Annotated in this window: 16 protein-coding genes; 2 read left to right on the forward strand and 14 right to left on the reverse strand. The window is 67.2% G+C overall.

Going from position 1 to position 18057, the window contains the following annotated elements:
- Window positions 1–68: 68 nt before the first annotated feature.
- The 9 genes from IEY68_RS02395 to uvrC all read right to left on the reverse strand — a co-directional run bounded on the left by IEY68_RS02395 (window position 69) and on the right by uvrC (window position 10902).
- The gene (locus IEY68_RS02395) at window positions 69–347 is read right to left on the reverse strand and encodes a hypothetical protein (RefSeq protein ID WP_062995778.1); all 279 of its coding nucleotides are present in this window, start codon (window positions 345–347) and stop codon (window positions 69–71) included.
- A 69-nt stretch (window positions 348–416) separates the two neighbouring features.
- Window positions 417–1709, reverse strand: coding sequence for a hypothetical protein (locus IEY68_RS02400; protein WP_189093977.1), 1293 nt, complete (start codon window positions 1707–1709; stop codon window positions 417–419).
- Window positions 1710–2310: 601 nt separating this feature from the next.
- Window positions 2311–3096, reverse strand: coding sequence for a triose-phosphate isomerase (tpiA, locus tag IEY68_RS02405; RefSeq protein ID WP_062995784.1), 786 nt, complete (start codon window positions 3094–3096; stop codon window positions 2311–2313).
- The gene (locus IEY68_RS02410; protein WP_062995786.1) at window positions 3097–4320 is read right to left on the reverse strand and encodes a phosphoglycerate kinase; all 1224 of its coding nucleotides are present in this window, start codon (window positions 4318–4320) and stop codon (window positions 3097–3099) included.
- Window positions 4321–4328: 8 nt separating this feature from the next.
- Window positions 4329–5348: a type I glyceraldehyde-3-phosphate dehydrogenase gene (gene gap, locus IEY68_RS02415; protein WP_062995788.1), complete on the reverse strand. Its 1020-nt coding sequence runs from the start codon at window positions 5346–5348 to the stop codon at window positions 4329–4331.
- A gap of 360 nt (window positions 5349–5708) precedes the next feature.
- Window positions 5709–6686 (reverse strand): DNA-binding protein WhiA, encoded by a 978-nt coding sequence (whiA, locus tag IEY68_RS02420; protein ID WP_189093978.1) that lies wholly within the window; start codon window positions 6684–6686, stop codon window positions 5709–5711.
- Complete coding sequence (locus tag IEY68_RS02425) at window positions 6683–7744, reverse strand: gluconeogenesis factor YvcK family protein (protein WP_062995821.1); 1062 nt, start codon at window positions 7742–7744, stop codon at window positions 6683–6685. Before IEY68_RS02425 ends, whiA begins: the two co-directional genes overlap by 4 nt.
- Complete coding sequence (gene rapZ, locus IEY68_RS02430) at window positions 7744–8619, reverse strand: RNase adapter RapZ (protein ID WP_062995824.1); 876 nt, start codon at window positions 8617–8619, stop codon at window positions 7744–7746. The genes IEY68_RS02425 and rapZ overlap by 1 nt, the downstream gene beginning before the upstream one ends.
- A gap of 222 nt (window positions 8620–8841) precedes the next feature.
- Window positions 8842–10902 carry an excinuclease ABC subunit UvrC gene (uvrC, locus tag IEY68_RS02435; protein WP_062995826.1) on the reverse strand — a complete coding sequence of 687 codons (2061 nt, stop codon included), beginning with the start codon at window positions 10900–10902 and terminating at the stop codon, window positions 8842–8844.
- A gap of 236 nt (window positions 10903–11138) precedes the next feature.
- Between uvrC and IEY68_RS02440 the strand changes: the two genes are divergently transcribed.
- The gene (locus tag IEY68_RS02440) at window positions 11139–13091 is read left to right on the forward strand and encodes a gamma-glutamyltransferase family protein (protein ID WP_062995792.1); all 1953 of its coding nucleotides are present in this window, start codon (window positions 11139–11141) and stop codon (window positions 13089–13091) included.
- Window positions 13092–13175: 84 nt separating this feature from the next.
- Here IEY68_RS02440 and IEY68_RS02445 read toward each other — a convergent pair whose 3' ends face one another.
- From IEY68_RS02445 to IEY68_RS02460, 4 genes are all read right to left on the reverse strand, one after another.
- A complete protein-coding gene (locus IEY68_RS02445) occupies window positions 13176–13628 on the reverse strand; it encodes a PH domain-containing protein (RefSeq protein ID WP_062995829.1) in 453 nt (150 codons plus the stop codon).
- 51 nt (window positions 13629–13679) lie between these two features.
- Window positions 13680–14159 carry a 6,7-dimethyl-8-ribityllumazine synthase gene (ribH, locus tag IEY68_RS02450; protein ID WP_062995794.1) on the reverse strand — a complete coding sequence of 160 codons (480 nt, stop codon included), beginning with the start codon at window positions 14157–14159 and terminating at the stop codon, window positions 13680–13682.
- A 28-nt stretch (window positions 14160–14187) separates the two neighbouring features.
- Window positions 14188–15432 (reverse strand): bifunctional 3,4-dihydroxy-2-butanone-4-phosphate synthase/GTP cyclohydrolase II, encoded by a 1245-nt coding sequence (locus tag IEY68_RS02455; protein WP_062995796.1) that lies wholly within the window; start codon window positions 15430–15432, stop codon window positions 14188–14190.
- 77 nt (window positions 15433–15509) lie between these two features.
- Window positions 15510–16130 carry a riboflavin synthase gene (locus tag IEY68_RS02460; protein WP_062995799.1) on the reverse strand — a complete coding sequence of 207 codons (621 nt, stop codon included), beginning with the start codon at window positions 16128–16130 and terminating at the stop codon, window positions 15510–15512.
- A 666-nt stretch (window positions 16131–16796) separates the two neighbouring features.
- Between IEY68_RS02460 and IEY68_RS02465 the strand changes: the two genes are divergently transcribed.
- Entirely contained in the window at window positions 16797–17258 is a 462-nt protein-coding gene (locus tag IEY68_RS02465; RefSeq protein WP_062995801.1) for a hypothetical protein, read from the forward strand.
- A gap of 32 nt (window positions 17259–17290) precedes the next feature.
- On the opposite strand, the gene rpe is transcribed toward IEY68_RS02465, so the two are convergent.
- Complete coding sequence (rpe, locus tag IEY68_RS02470) at window positions 17291–17962, reverse strand: ribulose-phosphate 3-epimerase (protein ID WP_062995831.1); 672 nt, start codon at window positions 17960–17962, stop codon at window positions 17291–17293.
- Between the last annotated feature and the right edge of the window lie 95 nt (window positions 17963–18057).

Here is an 18057-nt window from a genome sequence, read left to right on the forward strand (position 1 = left end):
GGGCGAGCTGGAACTACCGATCTGCGTGGTGCACACGCCCGCCGATCGTGGATACTCGCCGCGAGCGATTACGAGATGCGCTCCCACGTAGCGTTCTTCATTACATAGCGCCTGCCGATACCGTGCACGACAGCGCCCTCACCCGTCTGCAGATCGACATCACCGCCTTCCTCGACGAGGGTTCCGGTCACCTCGAAGGCGGCGTACTGTTCACCGTCGTCCCATTCGGAGACACCGTCGATATATACATGGGTATCGGCGCCGCAACGAAGGGCCGCGCCGTGGGCGGCGTTCTCGGCGATCCCGAACAGGGTCGCTGTGTCGTCGACGTAGTCGGCGAGGTCCATGCTCACATCCTAACCAGGGCCGAACCACAGCCGCCCAGCGGAAGATGCAGGTTCCGCCACCGCCTCCGGTCACTGAACCACTTTGGTAAAGGCAATACAGATCACCGCGCTGTCGAAATCGGGGCGGCCGGCGAAAAACTTTTCCGGAGTGTTCTGATGCACCTCCATCGGAGCAGTGGAGGGGTTCCCGAATTCCGGATAAATTCTCCAATCTCCATGATTGGCATTCCACCAGCTACCGGTCGGTTCATCGTACAGCGCGTAATCGAAGTTTCCATATCCGGGCTTGCCGCAGTTGTAGTCTCCCGACATGTCCACCTGACCCGTTGCAGGGTTCGGCTCGAAGAGAGTGGGATCGGGGGTTTGTGTGGCCCTGACACCGGTTACTCCCGCCTTGACCACAGGGTTACCTTTTCTGTCTCGTACTATTTCTTGACCGGACCAGAACTGCTTCGAAAATATTTCCGTCTTCCATTCTGTGGGATTGCCGGACGGCAAGTGCTGATCGATGTCTCGTAACCGGGAAAGCTCCGGGTCCGCTTTCACCAGACGCATGAAGTCGCCGACATCCGCCGGTCCGGTGGCCAGAATCGCCTCGAATCTCTGTACATAATTCGAAACTCTACCGAAGGCGCGCTGATTACTTTCTATCCTCGCCTCACGTCGACTTTCCCGCACATCCCCGAGGTCACCCTTGGCGATATTCGACCATATTTCCCTCGCTTGCGCTCGCGCTATATCCAAATTTTTCTTGATATTCCCGATATACTCGGGGCCGGTTATCACGGCTCCTTCTCTGCTTTTGTAGGGCCAGTCCGTACCGTGTTCCGCCACCAGGCTCTCTGCTCTGCCGAGCCGTTTCCGCCAGCCATTCACCCTTGCGTTCGCGATCTCCCCGGGTGCCAGAATATTCTCTACAGACTGAATCGCACGGTGCGAATCCGGATCAGCGAAAGCCAGGTTCGTAGGCGGTCCCGCATCGAGCTTCATCAGGCCGAGACGAATCTTGGTTACGCCGATACACCCCTGGCCCAGCACTTTCCGTTCGTCGGCGGTCATCTCCCGGCCGTGGCGGCGTTCCCACATCACGATGTAGTCGTCCACGGGATAACGGCGCTGAGCCTCCGGAGGACCGGAACTGTCAGCCGTGCGACGAGAACCGAACGGGGAAGCCGACATACCGTTCGACCCGCTCGGCTCGCGCCCGGCTCCGTCAGCCCTTCTCAGACTTTGTTCGACAAGCCGGCGGCCGTACTCTTCGGCGCTACCCGAGCTCCCGCGGGCCGCGCGAACCCCACCTGCCAGGTCGCCCAACGTGTCGAACAGTTGAGGCGCCGTCCGCAGGCTGAGCAGTTCGACCATGCCGTCCCGCATCCGCCGGAGCCACTCATCCGGCAAGTCACCGGGCACCCCCCTCATCACCTGGCGCCACGACCAACGCACAGACCGGGCCGGGCCGCGGATCTCATCCCCGAATCACCGGCCCGCTCGCCGCCGCGCGGCGGACCGCCATCGGCTCGATACCGCCACAGCCTGGTCGGAAACCTCGCACACTGCGCGCTGCGTTCGCACGTACCATCGTGCACCAGTCGACCGATTCGAGTTCGGGGTGTACCATCCGCCCCGGCCCGACGCCTCCGTACACATCGCGCATATGTTGAGCACTGAACGTTGCCGAGTAGTCCATACCGCACCCGAAAGGAGTACACCACACTGCTGCCTCGGCACTACCCGAGCCCGCTCCGCCGCCAACCCCGAAAACCTTATGGGGAGGCAGGTTCGGAGATTCTTATCGGGGCCTCACCCACCGACGCCGTATTCGTTCCCCGCACCGGAAGGACTTGCAGCTGATATCGGTGTCTCGTCCGGCATGGCGCGATCTCGACCGAGCCCGGGTTCACCGAGCCGGAAACGACGAGGCCCGCCGGTCGGAAACCGGCGGGCCTCAGCGCATATCGTTCGATCAGGGCAACGGCCCGCCCGCCGCGATGGCGGACAACGTGGCGAATTCGTCGCCCTTGAGCGACGCCCCGCCCACCAGGGCCCCGTCGATATCGGTCTGCCCGGTCAGCTCACCGACATTCTTCGCGTTGACCGAACCGCCGTAGAGCACTCGGACGGTATCGGCCACCTGCGCACTTGCCAGCTGCACCAGTTCGCCGCGGATCGCGCCGCAGACTTCCTGCGCGTCGGCGGGGGTCGCGACCTTGCCGGTACCGATCGCCCAGACGGGTTCGTAGGCGATCACCACCTTCGCGATCTCCTCGGCGGACAGACCCTTCAGCGAACCCCGCAACTGTTCGAGGTTGTATTCGACATGAGTGCCCGCGTCACGCACGTTCAGTCCCTCACCGATGCAGACGATCGGCGTGACGCCGTGCTTCAGCGCCTGCTTGGCCTTCGCCAGCACCGTGGCGTCGTCCTCGTTGTGGTACTGGCGGCGCTCGGAATGCCCGACCACCGCGAACGCGCAACCCAGCTTCGCCAGCATCGCCGCGCTGATCTCACCGGTGTAGGCGCCCGATTCGTGCACCGACACATCCTGCGCACCGTAGGTGACACGCAGTTTGTCACCCTCGACCAGCGTCTGCACGCTGCGGATATCGACGAACGGCGGGAGCACCGTGACATCGACCTTGTCGAAGTACTTGTCGGGCAGCGCGAACGCGATCTTCTGCACCAGAGCGATGGCCTCGAGGTGATTGAGGTTCATCTTCCAGTTGCCCGCGATCAGCGGTTTCCGGGCCATCTACGCACCCTCCGACTCTTCGAGCACACTGATACCGGGCAGTGTCTTGCCTTCCAGGTACTCCAGCGAGGCACCGCCGCCGGTGGAGATATGCGAGAAATCGCCGTCCGGGATACCGAGCGCCCGCACGGCCGCGGCGGAATCGCCACCGCCGACCACGGTGAAAGCGCCCTTACCGGTGGCCTTGGCAATGGCCTCGGCGATCCCGCGGGTCCCGGCCGCGAACTTGTCGAACTCGAACACGCCCATCGGGCCGTTCCAGAACACGGTGCGCGCCTCGGTGAGCAGCACCGAGAAACGCTGCGCCGATTCGGGACCGATGTCCAGCCCCAGCCAGCCGTCCGGGATCTCGTGCGCCGGTACCACCTTCGATTCCGCGTCGGCGGAGAAGGAATCGGCGACGACGATATCGCGCGGCAGATGAATGACATCGGCATAGCGATCCAGCAGGCTCTTGCAGGTCTCGATCATCTCCTCCTGCAACAGCGAGGACCCGACCGAAAGACCCTGGGCGGCAAGGAAGGTGAAGCACATACCGCCACCGATGACCAGGGTGTCGACCTTGGGAGCCAGCGCCTCGATCACCGCCAGTTTGTCCGACACCTTGGACCCGCCGAGCACCACCGCGTACGGGCGGTCGGTGGATTCGGTCAGCCGGGCCAGCACATCGGCTTCCGCCGCGACGAGTGTGCCCGCGTAGTGCGGAAGCAGCTTCGCCACGTCGTACACCGACGCCTGCTTGCGGTGCACCACACCGAAACCGTCGGAGACGAACGCGCCGTCGTCACCCACCAGCTCCACCAGGGCGGCGGCCAGCTTCGCGCGTTCGGCGTCGTCCTTGCTGGTCTCCCGCGGATCGAAGCGGATGTTCTCCAGCAGCAGCACATCACCGTCGGTCAGGCCCTCGGACCGCGCCAGCGCGTCCTGGCCCACCACATCACCGGCGAGCTGCACATTGCGGCCCAGTTCGGCGGCGAGCCGGGTGGCCACCGGAGCCAGCGACAGCCCCGGATCTTGAGCGCCCTTCGGACGACCGAGATGCGCGGTGACGACCACTTTCGCACCGGCCTCGACCAGCGCCCGGATGGTCGGCACCGACGCCACGATCCGGCCCGGATCGGTGATCTGCCCGTTGTCCAGCGGAACGTTCAGGTCGGAGCGCACCAGCACACCGCGTCCCTCGACGCCCTCGGCAAGGAGATCTTCCAGAGTTTTGACAGTCACGCCGTTCCTCAGAGGGACTTGCCGACGAGGCCGATGAGGTCGGCGAGGCGGTTGGAGTAACCCCACTCGTTGTCGTACCAGGAGTAGACCTTCACCTGGTCATCGATGACCTTGGTGAGCGGCGCGTCGAAGATCGACGAGTGCGGGTCGGTGACGATATCGCTGGACACGATCGGGTCGACACTGTACTTCAGGATGCCTTTCAGCGGTCCCTCGGCGGCCGCCTTGAACGCGGCGTTGATCTCCTCGACGGTGGCCTTCTTGGCGAGATCAGCGGTCAGGTCGGTGATCGAGCCGGTGGGAATCGGCACCCGCAGGGAGTAACCGTCGAGCTTGCCGTTGAGGTCCGGCAGCACCAGGCCGATGGCCTTGGCCGCACCGGTGCTCGTGGGCACGATGTTCACCGCGGCGGCGCGGGCACGACGCAGATCCTTGTGCGGCCCGTCCTGCAGGTTCTGATCCTGTGTGTAGGCATGGATGGTGGTCATCAGACCCTTGACGATGCCGAACTCGTCGTGCAGCACCTTCGCCAGCGGGCCCAGGCAGTTGGTGGTGCAGGACGCGTTGGAGATGATGTTCTGGCTGCCGTCGTACTTGTCGTCGTTGACACCCATCACGATGGTGATGTCCTCGCCCTTGGCCGGGGCCGAGATGATGACCTTCTTCGCGCCGGCGGCCAGATGCCCCTTCGCCTTGGTGGCATCGGTGAAGATACCGGTGGACTCGACCACCACATCCACGCCCAGGTCACCCCACGGCAGCGCCGCCGGGCCCTCCTTGATGGCCAGCGCCTTGATGCGCTGGTCGCCCACCACGATGGTGTCCTCACCGTCGAGCGACACATCCTGGGGCAGCCGGCCCAGGATCGAGTCGTACTTCAGCAGTGTGGCGAGGGTCGCGTTGTCGGTGAGGTCGTTGACCGCGACGATCTCGATGTCGGTGGTGCCGAGCGCCTTCTGCGCCTCGACCGCCCTGAAGAAGTTACGGCCGATACGACCGAAGCCGTTGATGCCTACCCGGACAGTCACGATATCGCTCCTCAGCTTTCAAACGGATTCGTTCCGATGTCTGATCACCCTAGTGCCCGGCCGGGAGCGCCCCGACAAGTGCTGTGTTTTTTGGCGCCGCCTGCGGCGTCGCGGGGTCGAGGCCCCCTCGGTCCCGCCGTTCAGGCCTCGAGACTCGCGCTTCGCGCATGCGCTTCGAGGCATGAACGGCGGGACGGGCCTCAACCCTTGGAGGTGTCTCGTAAAACTCGACGCATGCGCGTTGCGTCGGCATTCGAGGTCCGGGTCGGCATATGGCCCGCACGCAAAGCAGACCACCGCAGGTTTCGGCGCCCGAGCGGGCCCAACGCCTCATCGGCCGCCACCATCCGCCGTCCCGACTCACGCGTCGTCGAGCAGCTCCGCTGTTACCGCCGACTCCGTATCCGGCACCCCCAGTTCCTTGGCCCGCCGGTCCGCCATGGACAGCAGCCGCCGGATCCGGCCCGCCACCGCGTCCTTGGTCATCGGCGGATCCGCGAGCTGCCCGAGCTCCTCGAGCGACGCCTGCCGGTGCTCCACCCGCAGCTTCCCCGCCGCGGCCAGATGGTCCGGTACGTCCTCGCCCAGCAGTTCCAGTGCCCGCTCCACCCGAGCCGCCGCGGCGACCGCGGCGCGGGCCGAACGGCGCAGGTTGGCATCGTCGAAGTTCGCGAGCCTATTGGCGGTGGCGCGGACTTCCCGTCGCATCCGTCGTTCTTCCCAGGTGAGCCGGGTGTCCTGGGCGCCCATACGGGTGAGGAGGGCTCCGATGGCCTCGCCGTCGCGGACCACGACCCGGTCGGTGCCGCGCACCTCGCGAGCCTTGGCGGAGATACCGAGCCGCCGTGCGGCGCCGACCAGCGCCAAGGCGGCTTCGGGTCCGGGGCAGCTCACCTCCAGGGCCGAGGAGCGGCCGGGTTCGGTGAGGGATCCGTGGGCCAGGAAGGCACCGCGCCACGCGGATTCCGCGTCGGCGACACTGCCACCGACCACCTGTGCCGGTAGTCCCCGCACCGGACGGCCGCGCACATCCAGCAGACCGGTCTGCCGCGCCAGGGCTTCGCCCTCTTTCGCGACGCGGACCACGTAGCGGGAGGATTTGCGCAGGCCACCGGCGCTGAGCACATGCACATCCGACCCGTATCCGTAGAGTTCGAAGATCTCCCGCCGTAGCCGCCGGGCGATGGAACCCATATCGACTTCGGCTTCGACTATCACCCGCCCGCCGACGATATGGAGGCCGCCGGCGAAACGCAGCAGGGCGGACAGTTCGGCTTTGCGCGCACTCACCTGTGTTACGGCGAGCCGGCTCAGCTCGTCTTTCACTTCGGCTGTCATCGCCACGAGACGTGCTCCTTTCCACCCAACCCGGACCGCACATCCTGACCCATGTGCCGTCCCTCGACTCGAAGCCCCGGCAAGTGTGGCCGAGGCTCGTGGATCAGTTGATCCAGTGCGGCGGCGAGCTTTCCGGAGTCGTGCCGGTCGGTTCCCGCGTCGGCGACATCGGAAAAGATTACTCGCGCCCGTAATTGACCGGCAGCTCTGGCCACATGCTCACGCTCCCGCCCTTCCGGCACACACCCGGAGTCGACCAGTACCTCGTCAACCGCGAAATCCGGTGCGTGCTGGGACAATACATGTAGATGCCGTTCGGCGGAGAACCCCGCGGTCTCACCGGGCTGCGCGGCGAGGTTCAGGATCAGTACCTTACGCGCCCGGGTGTGCACCAGTGCGTCCCGCAACCCCGGTACCAGCAAATGCGGTATGACGCTGGTGAACCAGGACCCCGGCCCGAGGATCACCGCGTCCGCCCGTTCGATGGCGGCGGTGGCTTCGGCGCACGACGGTGGATCGGCGGGCAGCAGCCGCACCCGCCGGACCTTCCCCGGTGTCGTGGCGACCGCGACCTGGCCGCGGATACAGCGGCTCACCCGTGGATCGGCTTCCAGCCCGGATACGTCGGCTTCGATATCCAGGGGGATATTCGACATGGGCAGCACTCGGCCACTGACGCCGAGCAGTTCACCCACCTGGTCGAGCGCGGCCACCGGGTCGCCGAGCACCTCGGTGAGACCGGCCAGCAGCAGGTTGCCCACGGAATGCCCGGCCAGGGCTCCGGTACCGCCGAACCGGTGTTGCACGGTCCGGGTGAGCACACCGTTCGCGTCGGCGGCGAGCGCCGCGAGCGCCATCCGGAGATCACCGGGCGGCGGTACACCCAGTTCGGCGCGCAACCGCCCGGAGGAGCCGCCGTCGTCGGCGACCGTCACCACCGCACTGATCCGGCGGGTGATCCGCCGGACCGCGGACAGGGTCGCGTACAGCCCGTGGCCGCCGCCGAGCGCGACGACCGCGGGATCGGATGGGTCGGCGGGTTCGGTCTCCGAGTTGATCACTCGCGCCCCAGATCCCGGTGCAGGACCCGTACCGCGTCCACCGGCCCGTCCGCGCCCTCGTCGATCCGGCTTCCGGTGATCTTGCCGAGGGCCTCGGCGATCGCGACGCTGCGATGTCTGCCGCCGGTGCAGCCCACTGCGACCGTCATGTAACGCTTCCCCTCTTGGCGATAACCCTGGGTGGTCAGCTCGATCAGATGGTCACAGGTCCGCAGGTAGTCGTCGGCGCCCGGGCGCGACAGCACATAGTCGCTGACCACCGTTTCCTGACCGCTGTGCTGCCGAAGTTCGGGTACCCAGTGCGGGTTGGGCAGGAAACGGACATCCAGCACCATGTCCGCGTCCAGCGGGACACCGTACTTGAATCCGAACGATTGAACGGTCAACTGCAGCGCCGCCGGCGTGCCGCCGCCGTAGACCTCCTCCAATTTCCGGTGCAATTGGTGGATGGACAGTTCGGTGGTGTCGATGACCACATCCGCGGCGGCCTTCATACCCGCCAGCCGCACCCGTTCGGCGGCGATTCCCGCGGACAATGTCCCGTCGGCGCTGTCGTTCTGCAGCGGATGGCGGCGGCGGGCGAAACCGAACCGGCGGATCAGCACATCGTCGGAGGCCTCGAGGAACAGGATCCGGGTGGGGACCCCCCGAGCCCGCAGTTGTTCGATGACGGCCGGCATATCGCCGGTGAAGAACCGGCTGCGCACATCCATCACGATCGCCAGCCGCCGGATGGGCGGATCGGCGGAGGAACCCAGTTCCACCATGCGGGCGATCAGTTCCGGCGGCAGGTTGTCGGTGACGTACCAGCCCAGATCCTCGAGTACCCGCGCGGCCGTTCCCCGCCCCGCACCGGACAGGCCGGTCACCATCACGACTTCGACCGGGGTGCCCGAGCCGGATTCGGCACCCGGCACCGCTTTCGTACTGTTGTTCGATTCGACGCGAGTCATGTACCACCCGGATCTTGTTCGGGAATGCGTTTCGGTCACCTTGCTGTAGGTCGCGCCCCGATCACTGCCGCGGGACGCAGGAACAAACGTACGTGACCGGCGCCGGTCGCCGCGCAGTTGCGGCGGGCGCCGCGCCGGACGCTATCGCGCGTGTAGTGCCGCGAGTACCGCCTCGGCGGTGGCGCGGCCGATCCCGGGGACCTCGATGATCTCTTCGACGGTGGCCTCCTTCAGCCGCGCGACCGAGCCGAAATGGGTCACCAGCGCGGTCCGCCGGGTCTCACCGAGGCCGCGTACCGCGTCCAGTGCGGAGGCCGTCATCCGCCGGGACCGTTTGCTGCGATGGAAGGTGATGGCGAAGCGGTGCGCTTCGTCACGTACCCGCTGCAGCAGGTAGAGGGCCTCGCTGGTGCGTGGCAGCACCACCGGATCGGGCTCGCCGGGGACCCAGACCTCCTCCAGGCGTTTGGCCAGGCCCACGACGGCGATATCGGTGATGCCGAATTCCTCGAGCACCCCCGCCGCGGCCGCGACCTGCGGCGCGCCGCCGTCGACGACGTAGAGATTGGGCGGGTAGGCGAACTTGCGCGGCCGGCCGGTCTTCGGATCGATACCGGGCCGGGTCACGATCTCCGCCGCGGCCGCCACACCCTCGGGAATCACGCCGTCGCCCGTCGCGGCCGTACCGAACTCCTCCACCGGTGCCGCCCCGGCGAGATCGGCCGCTTCCGTGGCGTCACGCTCACGGCGCAGCCGGGCGAACCGGCGCCTGGTCACCTCGGCGATACTGGCGACATCGTCGGAGCGCCCCTCCCCGGCGGCCTCCCGGATCGCGTAGTGGCGGTAATCGGATTTCTTGGGCAGCCCGTCTTCGAAGACCACCAGCGAGGCCACCACATCGGTGCCCTGCACATGGCTGATGTCCACGCATTCGATACGCAGCGGGGCGGTATCGAGGTCGAGGGCGTCCTGGATGTCCTGGAGTGCCACCGACCGCGAGGTCAGATCGCCGGCGCGGCGGAGTTTGTGCTGGACCAGCGCTTCCTCGGCGTTCCGTGCCACGGTTTCGGCGAGGGCCTTCTTATCGCCCCGCTGCGGGACCCGCAACCGCACCGCCGCACCCCGCAGCGTCGACAACCAGCGCTGTACCTCGTCGGCATCGGCCGGTAGTTCGGGGACGAGCACCTCCCGCGGTACCACCGCCGCAGGCTGCTCACCGGCGGTCTGCTCGGCCACCGCGGCCTGCTCCCCGTAGAACTGGGTGAGGAATTGTTCCACCAGCGCGGCCAGCTCACCACCGTGTTCGGGGTTATCGGCGGCGTCACCGGATTTGTCCACCACCCAGCCGCGCTGGCCGCGCACCCGGCCGTCGCGCACATGAAAGACCTGTACGGCGACCTCGAGGTCGTCACCGGCGAAGGCGATCACATCGGCGTCGGTGCCGTCGCCCAGGACCACGGCCTGTTTCTCCAGCGCCCGGCGCAGCGCCTGCACATCGTCACGCAGCCGGGCCGCGGTCTCGAAATCGAGGTCCTCGGCGGCGGTCTGCATCCGGCGTTCCAGATCCTTGACCATCCGGTCGGTGCGACCGGCGAGGAAATCGCAGAAATCGTCGACGATCTGCCGATGCTCGGCGGCGGAGACCCGCCCCACACACGGAGCCGAACATTTGTCGATATAGCCGAGCAGACACGGCCGGCCCATCTGGCTGTGCCGTTTGAACACCCCGGCCGAGCAGGTGCGGGCGGGGAAAACCCGCAGCAGCAGGTCGAGGGTTTCCCGGATCGCCCAGGCGTGGGCGTAGGGGCCGAAATAACGGACCCCCTTCTTCCGCGCACCCCGGTAGACGAACAGCCGCGGATACTCCTCGTTCAGGGTGACCGCCAGCACCGGATAGGACTTGTCGTCGCGGTAGCGGACGTTGAACCGCGGATCGAATTCCTTGATCCAGTTGTATTCGAGCTGTAGCGCTTCCACCTCGGTGGACACCACGGTCCATTCGACGCTCGCGGCGGTGGTGACCATCTGACGGGTTCGCGGATGCAGTGCGGCGATATCGGCGAAGTACGAGTTGAGCCGATTACGCAGACTTTTCGCCTTGCCGACATAGATGACCCGGCCATAGGAGTCCCGGAACTTGTAGACACCGGGTTCTAGCGGAATCGAGCCGGGCTGCGGCCGGTACGTCGCGGGATCTGCCACGTATCCAGCGTAGTAGCGGGCTCGGACACACTCGGCCGCCGGTCGGCGGGATCCGGTGATCGGCAGGGGCGCCGGTTCGTCACCGGAGAGCTGGTGGCTCGCGCCGGACCAGATGTCCCGGACGCGGCCCGCAGTACGGTCCTGCGCCCACACCCGCGGCCCCACGGTTCCGCCGCCTTCCCCTGACCGGGGCGAGTTCGGCCGCGACTGTCGCCACCTACCGCTAAGGTTCGAATATGCGCCCGATACAACGGATTCGGTACGCGCTGACAGTGACGGCGCTGCTCCTGGCAGGCTCGCTCAGCGGATGTTCCGACGATACCGGGTCCGCCGGCCCGTGCACCCCGGTGCCGAACGGCACCCCGGTGACCGCCGCACCGTCGGCGGGCTCGGCCGCCCCCACCTCCCGCGATCTCGCGACGAACCCGGAGATCGCGTCGGGTTACCGCAGTGAGATGACCGCGGTCCGCACCACCGGCTACGCCGTATCCACCGCGAACTCCCACGCCACCCGCGCCGCCTGCGAAGTGCTGCGGGCCGGCGGTACCGCGGCGGACGCGCTGATCACCGCGCAGACCGTGCTGGGTCTCACCGAACCGCAGGCCTCCGGGCTCGGCGGTGGCGCTTTCCTGCTCTACTACGACGCCGAACACGAGACCCTGGACGCCTACGACGGCCGGGAGACCGCGCCGGCCCAGGCCACCGAGAACTATCTGCGCTGGATCAGCGATACCGACCGCACCGAACCGAAACCGGATACCCGGGCCAGCGGGCGCTCCGTCGGCGTGCCCGGGGTGGTCCGCATGCTCGAGCTGGCCCATTCCGAGCACGGCCACATCCCGTGGCGAGAACTGTTCGACCCCGCCGTCTCGATGGCGGACCAGGGTTTCGAGATCAGTCCACGACTGGCCGGCCAGATCGCGGATTCCGCGGCCGAACTGGCCCGCGATCCGGCCGCGGCCGAGTACTTCCTGAACCAGGACGGCTCCCCCCGGGCGGCGGGTACCGTCCTCACCAATCCGGCCTTGTCGAAGACCTTGAACACCGTGGCCACCGAAGGCGCGGACGGGTTCTATACCGGAACGATCGCCCAGGACATCGTCGAGGCCGCCGGTTCACCCGCCGGCGGGCGTACGCCGAGCCTCATGGAAGCCGCCGACCTCGACTCCTACCGGGCGGTGAAACGCACCCCGCTGTGCACCGGCTACCGCGAGCACGAGGTCTGCGGGATGCCGGGACCGTCCTCCGGCGGTATCACGGTGGCGGCCACGCTCGGCATCCTGGCGAATTTCGACCTTCCCGCCATGCCACCGGAGCGGCTGGATCGTAACGGCGGCGTCCCGCGGGCCGAGGCGGTACATCTCATCGCCGAAGCCGAACGACTCGCCTACGCCGACCGCGACAAATTCGTCGCCGATCCGGATTATGTTCCACTGCCCGGTAATTCACCGGAAACGCTGGTGAACCCGGAGTACCTGGACAAGCGGGCCGAGCTCATCGACCCGCGCAAGACGATGGGCACCGCGCAACCCGGTGATTTCGGGGCGGCGCCGGTGGGTATCGGCCCCCAGCAGCCCGAGCACGGCACCAGCCACATCTCGGTGGTCGACTCCTACGGCAACGCCGCGGCCATGACCACGACCGTGGAATCGGCCTTCGGCTCCTTCCACATGGTCGACGGATTCCTGCTGAACAACCAGCTGACCGATTTCGCGACCGACCCGCTCGGCGCCGACGGCAAACCGGTCGCCAACCGGATTGAACCGGGTAAACGCCCGCGCAGTTCCATGAGCCCGACGCTGGTGTTCGAAGGCGGAGACGGTTCCGAGCGGGGCGCGCTCACCCATGTGGTCGGCTCTCCCGGCGGTTCGGTCATCATCCAGTTCGTGGTGAAGACCCTCGTCGGCATGCTGGACTGGGGCCTGGATCCGCAGCAGGCGGTATCCGCGGTGGCGTTCGGCGCGGCGAACACACCCGTCACCAATGTCGGCGGCGAGCATCCGGCGATCGACCCGAGCGACGACGGCGCCCACGATCCGCTGGTCACCCGGTTGCGTGAACGCGGCCATCAGGTATCGGTGGCCCCGCAGACCAGCGGGCTCAGCGTGCTCGGACGCGACGGTGACATCGGCTGGGTAGGCGGGGCGGACCCCCGCCGCGAAGGCGAGGTACTCGGCGATACCCGCTGAACCGGCGGGCCGGCGGATCACCCCCGCCGGGTGATCCGCCGCCCGAGGACCCCGTGCCCGGCCACGCTCGGCGACATGCGACGCTCAGTCGGACGCGCCGTATTTCGCGCCCAGTTCGCGGAGTCGGTCCAGGGCCGCCGCGGCATGCTCACCGTCGTTGGACCGCACGGCCAGCATCGGCACGTAATCGTCGTTCACCAGTTCCAGCCGCGCCCACGCCTTGCGGTCGGGGAACGAGACACCGCGAATATGCTTCCATTCGAATTCGTTGTCCCCGAGCACATTACGGACCACCACGCCGCGCCGGCCGGCGCGTACGCGGGGCCGGGTGAGCAGCAGGGTGGCCGCGGCACCGAAGACACCGATGGCCGCCATCGCGAACTGGTCCACCACCCGGAAGTTCACCCCGGTGTAGCCGACTCGCAGGAAGATCCCGAACAGTACGAACGCCACCAGCAGGACCACCGCGACGATCACCGCCGTACGCCGCGATTTACGCGGACGTACCTCCAGCTCCCATTCGGCGGAGGTCCCCACGCCACCGCCCGAGGCTTCACCCCGTCGCCAGATCCGCGCCACGGGCACGGCTCAGCCTGCCGTACGAAGGCCGCGGAGGGTGAGGGCGGCGTCCAGCGCGGCAGCGGCCGCCTGTTCGCCCTTGTTCTCCGCCGAATCCGGCAGTCCGGCCCGGGCGAGGGCTTGAGCTTCGTTGTTCGTGGTGAGCACACCGTTGGCGACCGGAGTGCTCTCATCCAGGGAGACCCGGGTCAGGCCGGCGGTCACCGAATCGCAGACGTAGTCGAAATGCGGGGTGTCCCCCCGGATGACCACGCCCAGCGCGACCACCGCGTCGTGGGTGCGGGCCAGCTCCTGGGCCAGAACCGGTAGCTCCATCGCCCCGGCGCAGCGCGCGACGGTGGTGTGGCGCACCCCGGCCTCGGCGGCGACCTTTTCGGCATTGGCGACGAGAGTGTCGCAGATCTCGGTATGCCAGCGCGAAGCCACGATCGCCAGCCGCAGATCCTTGGCGTCGGCGAGCGCGAAGCTCGGTACCCCGGTGCCGCTCATCGTTTTCCGCCTTCCGATCCGGCTGTCGTCACTGTGCCGTCTCCCCTAGGTCCAGATCGTCGAGACCCACCAGGTCGTGACCCATCCGGTCGCGTTTGGTGCGCAGATAACGCAGGTTCTCGGCATTGGCCCGCACCGGCATGGGCACCCGCTCGGTGATCCGCAGCCCGTAACCGTCGAGTCCGACCCGTTTGGCCGGATTGTTGGTCAGCAGCCGCATCGAGCGCAGGCCCAGGTCGACCAGGATCTGCGCCCCGGTCCCGTAGTCGCGGGCATCGGCCGGCAGGCCGAGTTCGATATTGGCATCGACGGTGTCGTGCCCGGAGTCCTGCAGTTGATAGGCCTGGAGCTTGTGCATGAGGCCGATACCGCGGCCCTCGTGCCCGCGCATGTACAGCACCACGCCGCGGCCCTCGGCGGCCACCATCTCCAGGGCGGCGTCCAGCTGCGGTCCGCAATCGCAGCGCAGCGACCCGAACACATCACCGGTCAGGCATTCCGAATGCACCCGGACCAGGACGTCCTCGCCGTTGCCGACATCCCCGCGAACCAGCGCGACATGTTCGACATCGTCATAGATGCTCTGGTAGCCGACGGCGGTGAACTCGCCGTGCACGGTGGGGATACGCGCCTGCGCGACCCGCACGACATGCTTCTCGTGTTTACGCCGCCAGGAGATCATCTCGGCGATCGAGATCAGCGCCAGTTCGTGTTCGTCGGCGAAGACCCGCAGTTCGTCGGTGCGGGCCATATGCCCGTCTTCCTTCTGGCTGACGATCTCGCAGATCACCCCGGCCGGTCGCAGCCCGGCCATCCGCGCCAGATCCACAGCAGCCTCGGTGTGACCGGGCCGGCGCAGTACACCGCCGTCCTTGGCGCGCAGTGGCACCACATGACCGGGACGGGTGAGATCGTTCGGTTTGGCATCGCCGTCGGCCAGCAGCCGGATGGTGGTCGCCCGATCGGCGCCGGAGATACCGGTGGTCACGCCTTCTTTCGCATCCACCGACACGGTGTAGGCGGTGCCGTGCTTGTCCTGGTTCACCGCGTACATCGGAGGCAGGCCCAGTCGATCGCAGTCGTCACCGGTGAGCGGAACGCAGATGTAGCCCGAGGTGTAGCGGATCATGAACGCCACGAGTTCCGGGGTGGCCTTCTCCGCGGCGAAGATGAGGTCGCCCTCGTTCTCCCGGTCCTCGTCGTCGACCACGACGACCGGTTTACCGGCCGCGATATCGGCGACCGCGCGCTCGATGCTGTCGAACCTGGTCACGTCTGCACTGCTCCATCTCGATAGGTCCCGATCACACTACTGGGTCTGTTCGGCCGGTCCGGGCACGGCCGGAGTCGTCAGCCGCGCTGCTGGAGGCGTTCGACGTACTTGGCGATCACATCGACCTCGAGGTTCACGATCGCGCCGGGCGTGGACGCGCCCAGATCGGTGAGGCTCAGTGTGGTCGGGATCAGCGAGACCTCGAACCAGTCCCGGGTGCCGTCGGCGGCCGGGGTATCGGTCCGGCCGAGACCGGAGACGGTGAGCGAGATGCCGTTCACCGTGATGGAGCCCTTCTCCACCACGTACTTGGCGATCGCATCGGGCAGCGATACCCGGACCACTTCCCAGTTGTCCTCCGGTGTTCGGGCCAGGATCGTGCCGGTACCGTCCACATGGCCCTGCACGATATGGCCACCGAGGCGGCTGTTCACCGCCGCCGCGCGCTCCAGATTGACCCGTGAGCCGGGTTCGAGACCACCGATACTCGACCGCCGCAGCGTTTCACCCATCACATCGACGGTGAACGCCTCGTCGGCTACATCGACGACGGTCAGACAGACACCGTTGACGGCGATCGAATCACCGTGCCCGGCATCGGAGGTGACCAGCTTCCCGCGGATCGTCAGCCGCGCCGCGTCGGTCAGTTGTTCGCGGGCGACGATTTCGCCCAGTTCCTCGACGATGCCCGTGAACATTTCTTCTCCCGTTTTCGGCGTCGGTGTTCCGCATACGGAACGGCGGGAGTGGTACCGAGTATTCCCAGTTCGCCGTCCACAACCAGACTAGTGGCCCGGCCTCGAGCCCGGCCATGACGTCGGCCACCCACCGGACACTCCGATCCACGGGCGGTGGATCCGATAGTGGAAATTCGGAAATTTTACTGTTCGGAGACCACGGTCACATTTCCCCGGCAACCGCCCATACTACTTCCGACGGGCCGCAATACGGTCCGGACCGGACCCACCCACCGCCGCTTTGCCCGAACGAGACCGCATCGAAACCCGAAATGTTTCTCGATTTGCACGCTCACAACAGCTGACGCAATATTGTGAGGTGACCGGTTCACCCGCCTCGACCATCCCGCGGTGCGGCCGGGCGCAGTATTCGTACGAGGACGGCCACCGCCGCGGAACACCGTGCGCCACAAGCCAACATCCCGACAACTGGATCCGCCCGCCGACAACCCGGGCCGGGTACACCCCGCCCCACTGCGGTGATCCAGCGTCTGTCGGCCCAGCGACAGTGTTGTCCGGGCATCGGATCCCCGCGGTGGCGACACCGGCCGGATCCGTCCGATATCCGCCCCGGCGGATGCCATCGCCCCAGCCAGGCACGCCACCACTCGAGGAAGCCGAACCGCTATGACCGCTTTCACCGAAACCGCCCTGGAACGACACTGCCGGCGGTACCGGGAGAAGGATCTACTCCCCGCGGTGGTCGATCCGGCGTCGGAACGTATCCTGCTGCATGTGGGCGCCACCTACGGCGCGGTCACCATGCCGACCGAGCTCGGCGAACCGGTACTGGCACGGCTACGGGCGGCGGGAATCGCCGGGCCGGTCTTCGCCCATCCCCGGGCGCGGCGCTGGACCTTCCTCACCGGCCCCACCCGGCACGACGAATTCACCGCCACCGCGGCCGCCGAACTCTTCCGCCTCTACACCACCGTCGCCGGTACCGGCAGCCAGATCGTGCTGCCCTCCGCCGAAGACGAGGCCAGCGGATACCGGCTGTGGATCGCGGGACCGGACGCGCTCGGCACCCGTCCGCCGCAGCACGCGGTGATCGACGCTGCCCGGGCGAGCGCCCGCGACCTCCGCTAGCCGTACGGCCGCCGATCGGCGGCATCGGGACCTCAGTGGGCGAAGTGACGCGCCGCCCGGCCGGCCTCGGCCTGCCGCCGCAGTTTCTCCACGGTGACGCCGGGATCCTCGGTGTTGTACACCGCCGAGCCCGCCACGAAGCAGTCGATACCCGCCGCCGCGGCCTGCTCGATGGTGTCGGCGTTGATCCCGCCGTCGATCTCCACCACCAGCCGCAATTCCCCCGCGTCGACCAGGCGTCGCACGATCCTGGCCTTCTCCAGCACCTGCGGGATGAACGACTGCCCACCGAACCCGGGTTCGACGCTCATCACCAGCAGGGTGTCGAAATCACGCAGGATCTCCAGGTACGGCTCGATCGGAGTGTTCGGCTTCACCGACAGCCCCGCTTTGGCCCCGGCAGCCCGGATATCGCGGGCCACGGCCACCGGATCCTCGGTCGCCTCGGCGTGAAAAGTCACGTTGTAGGCGCCCGCCTCCGCGTACGGGGGCGCCCACCGGCCCGGATCCTCGATCATCAGATGGCAGTCCAGCGGAATATCGGTGGCCTTCAGCAGACTCTGCACCACCGGCAGGCCCAGGGTCAGGTTCGGGACGAAATGCGCGTCCATGACATCCACGTGCAGCCAATCGGCGGTCGATACCGCAGCGGCTTCTTCGCCCAGCCGGGCGAAATCCGCGGACAGAATGGACGGAGCGATCATCGGGGCCGCGGGACGGGTGAACGTGGGCTCGGACGCAGTCACAGCGCGCAGTGTATTTTCGCCGCCTTCGGCCCCAGGGGGCGGGGCCCCGTTAA

The sequence above is a fragment of the Nocardia jinanensis genome (genome assembly GCF_014645735.1).
GTDB lineage: Bacteria > Actinomycetota > Actinomycetes > Mycobacteriales > Mycobacteriaceae > Nocardia > Nocardia jinanensis.

Excerpts from the sequence above, each read along its gene's own strand:
- IEY68_RS02465 (WP_062995801.1), top strand. The coding sequence starts at position 16,797 with ATGACCGCTTTCACCGAAACCGCCCTGGAACGACACTGCCGGCGGTAC.
- IEY68_RS02400 (WP_189093977.1), bottom strand. The coding sequence starts at position 1,709 with ATGGTCGAACTGCTCAGCCTGCGGACGGCGCCTCAACTGTTCGACACG.
- rpe (WP_062995831.1), bottom strand. The coding sequence starts at position 17,962 with ATGATCGCTCCGTCCATTCTGTCCGCGGATTTCGCCCGGCTGGGCGAA.
- IEY68_RS02395 (WP_062995778.1), bottom strand. The coding sequence starts at position 347 with ATGGACCTCGCCGACTACGTCGACGACACAGCGACCCTGTTCGGGATC.
- IEY68_RS02460 (WP_062995799.1), bottom strand. The coding sequence starts at position 16,130 with ATGTTCACGGGCATCGTCGAGGAACTGGGCGAAATCGTCGCCCGCGAA.
- tpiA (WP_062995784.1), bottom strand. The coding sequence starts at position 3,096 with ATGGCCCGGAAACCGCTGATCGCGGGCAACTGGAAGATGAACCTCAAT.
- ribH (WP_062995794.1), bottom strand. The coding sequence starts at position 14,159 with ATGAGCGGCACCGGGGTACCGAGCTTCGCGCTCGCCGACGCCAAGGAT.
- rapZ (WP_062995824.1), bottom strand. The coding sequence starts at position 8,619 with ATGGTGACCGGCCTGTCCGGTGCGGGGCGGGGAACGGCCGCGCGGGTA.
- whiA (WP_189093978.1), bottom strand. The coding sequence starts at position 6,686 with ATGACAGCCGAAGTGAAAGACGAGCTGAGCCGGCTCGCCGTAACACAG.
- IEY68_RS02440 (WP_062995792.1), top strand. The coding sequence starts at position 11,139 with ATGCGCCCGATACAACGGATTCGGTACGCGCTGACAGTGACGGCGCTG.